2 protein-coding genes are annotated in these 1,769 nt (G+C 69.6%); both read right to left on the bottom strand.

Going from position 1 to position 1,769, the window contains the following annotated elements; genetic code table 11:
* Positions 1-788 (bottom strand): LytTR family DNA-binding domain-containing protein (locus D183_RS0113480; RefSeq protein WP_026144458.1); only part of this gene is annotated, 788 nt, incomplete at its 3' end.
* 50 nt (positions 789-838) lie between these two features.
* Positions 839-1,769, bottom strand: a 931-nt coding sequence (locus tag D183_RS0113475) for a DUF2135 domain-containing protein (RefSeq protein WP_017909460.1), incomplete at its 5' end; no start/stop codon positions are given.

Here is a 1,769-nt window from a genome sequence, read left to right as displayed (position 1 = left end):
CCCGCCTCCAGCGGCTCGATCGAGACCACGCTGGCCAGGTTGACGATGTAGCTGCGGTGGATGCGCACGAACCGCGCCGGGTCCAGCCGCGCTTCGATCGCGGCCATGGTGCTGCGCAGCGGGTAGTCGTGGCCGCGCACGCGCAGGTTGACGTAGTTGCCGGCGGCCTGCAGCCACTCGATGTCGGCCGCGGCGACCAGGAAATCGCGGCCCAGCTTGCGCACCAGGAAGCGCTCCGGCCGTTCCAGCGAGCCCACCGGCGGGCCGGCGTCGGGCGCGCCGAGCAGCGCCGCCTCGCCCTGCCAGCGCCGCAACAGGAACCGGTACATCTCCACGCACAGCGCGATCGAGGCCAGGCTGCGCACGTCCTTGAGGTATTCGTAGGCCAGCCCCTGCGGCCACGGCCCGAAGTCGTACTGCTGGCCCTGCAGGCGGTAGACCAGGCTGCGCAGGGCCACCATTCCCACCACGTGCAGCACCGACAATGCCACGCTGCCCAGCAGGTAGCCCGGCAGCCGGCGCCGCCAGGTGTCCCAGTGCAGCGGGTAGCGTCGGGTCAGCAGCACCACCAGCGGCACGATCAGCAGGAACATCAGTTGGCTGGACCACTCCCACACCACCGGCTCCCATGCGGCGAAATGCAGCCCGGTGGTGCGGATGTCGATCAGCACCGTGACGCTGTTGGCAATGGCGTTGATCAGGGTGAGCGCGACCCAGAAGCCGATTTCGAAGCTGCGGCGCCAGGGCTGGAAACGGGAATAGGCGCTGGCGCCGGACGGATCGGACATGGTCGAAGTGTAGCGCGCCGGCATGACCGCACCGGCGCGCCATGGGCGGATCAGCGCACGTCGAACTCGCCGACCAGCACCGTTTCCTTGCGCTCGGTCAGGCGCAGCGTCACCTGCTGGTCGCGCTGCGCGGCCGTGCCCCAGCCCGTGCTCAGTTGCAGATGCAAGGTGGTGGCACCGGTGACCAGCGGCTGGCGCTCGCCGAAGAAGTTCGCTTCCACCTTGTACTTGCCGGGCTTGGCGGTGCGCAGCGAGAACTCTTCCGGCCCGTAGCCGCCGGTGAAGTCCGGCGACAGCTGGCCGCCCTGGTAGGTCGCGCGGTTTCCGTAAAAGCAGCGCTCGCCATTGGGGTCGGTCACCCACAGGTCCATGTCGCTGTTGTCGCTGTCCCAGTTCAGCACCACGCGCAGGTCCAGCGGCAGGTTGCGCAGCAGCCGTGGGTCGACGAAGCCGGTGTCCAGGGGCCGCGGCGCCCGCGCCACGATCGCGTTCAGTTCGTTGAGCGCGATCATGCTCACCCCGTCGAAGCGCGTGTCCCAGTCGCGCACCACCACCTCATACAGCTGTGCGATCGCCGCCTGCGCGTCGCCGCGCGCGGCATAGGCCAGGCCCAGGTCGCGGAAACTCTGCGGCTCCTCTTCGCCCAGCCGCAGCACCTGCTCGAACACCGGCACCGCCAGGTCGGCGCGACCGGCCTGCAGCAGCCGGTAGCCGAGCACGCGCAGCACGTGGCGATTTTCCAGTTGCAGCTCGGCCAGGTTGGAGAGCACCCGCAGGGCCAGGTCGCGCTGGCCGCGCTCGAACAGCACATCGGCCACATCCAGGTAGAACGCCACGCTGTCGGCGTGCGCCGCGCGTTCGCTCAGGTACAGCGGATACACCGCGTCCGCCGCGGCCGCCCGCAGGCGCCGCGCATACGGCGAATCCGGCTGCCAGGGCTGCAGCATCAGGGAGATCGTGGCGGGCTCCGAACCAAGCTTC

Origin of the sequence: Xanthomonas sp. SHU 199 (assembly GCF_000364665.1) — a bacterium.
GTDB classification, from domain to species: Bacteria; Pseudomonadota; Gammaproteobacteria; order Xanthomonadales; family Xanthomonadaceae; genus Xanthomonas_A; species Xanthomonas_A sontii.
The sequence above is the reverse complement of the archived record's forward strand: the minus strand, read 5'-3'. Positions and strand labels throughout refer to the sequence as shown.